General features: G+C 38.5%; 1 protein-coding gene. It reads left to right on the top strand.

The features are described from left to right. Positions 1–202: 202 nt before the first annotated feature. Positions 203–1,075 (top strand): Abi family protein, encoded by an 873-nt coding sequence (locus J2S20_RS12070; protein ID WP_307255573.1) that lies wholly within the window; start codon positions 203–205, stop codon positions 1,073–1,075. The last annotated feature ends 131 nt before the right edge of the window (positions 1,076–1,206 follow it).

Raw genomic sequence — 1,206 nt, 5'->3', positions numbered from 1 at the left:
TGGAGCATCTGGGTGAAGCCGCTGCAATGGTCAGCATCGGTTCCGGTACACAATCTTTATTTTATTTGTAATTTTTTACGCACATACCTTGCATTTTTGCAGGCGGCACCGTATAATTGACTCAACAGAGCTGCCCGAATAATTGCGTCGGGGGCCAGGCTGAGTCGTGTAGATTCGGCCTTTTTACATTTAGGAGATCTTTATGGACTTAAAGAAACCCTTATCTTACGATGAACAGGAGCAAAAACTATTGGATCACGGTGTTATACCGTGCTCTGAAATTCAACCATTCTTGCAACATGTGAATTACTACAGACTGACCGGTTATACTCTTCATCTGAGGAAAGACAGCCATAGCAGCGAGCTCAACTCTCGTATAGATTTTTCTGAAATTTATAATCTTTATACTTTTGATTATGAATTAAGAAGTCTACTCAGAAAATACCTTGAAATCATAGAGATTTATTGTAAAACTCAAATATCAAATAGTTTTGCGCTAGAAAAATGCACTGGCGCGCCTTACGATCAGCACTACAATGAAAACAATTACTATGATAAAAAGGGGTATCAGCATGTAATGGAAACATTTAACCGCGAGCGAGGGTATTACTCAGAAAACCTTATCGTTAAACATCACAATAATAAATACTCCGGGAAAATGCCACTATGGGCAATGGTTGAACTCATGTCTTTTTCAAACGTTTCAAAACTTTATAATGCCATGTATAGTTCTTCTCAGCAACTCATAGCAAACCGTTTTGGTATCGGACGGACAACATTATCCAATCATCTGCATTGCATGTCGGTATTGCGTAATAAATGTTCCCATTGTGCCAGACTAATTAATTCAAATTTTAACCCTCCCGCTAAATTATCCCCTAGGTTTTTACAGCGAAACCCAACTGTAAATAATTCTTCTCTGTTTGCTTATTTAATTGTCCTTAAATGGAGACTTCCAAATGAGGATCTGAAGGTGAAATTTAAGTCTGAGCTTTTAAAGCTCATTGAAGAAAACGAATCTCCGATTACGCTTTCTCTCATTGGTTTTCCTGCCAATTACAAGAACATCTTATAAATAATTAATTAAAAACCGCCCCAGCGTTGGCGCGCTGAAGCGGAATGAAAACTGATAATCCGAAGATGATCAGCCTTGAACAAGCTCATAGTATCATCTTCGGGGCATCCTGTCAAAAGGGTGTTCTTTTT

Origin of the sequence: Moryella indoligenes, assembly GCF_030812885.1 — a bacterium.
In the GTDB taxonomy this organism is placed as follows: Bacteria; Bacillota; Clostridia; order Lachnospirales; family Lachnospiraceae; genus Moryella; species Moryella indoligenes.
Note: the sequence above shows the minus strand (reverse complement) of the source record. Positions and strands in the feature narration are given on the sequence as shown.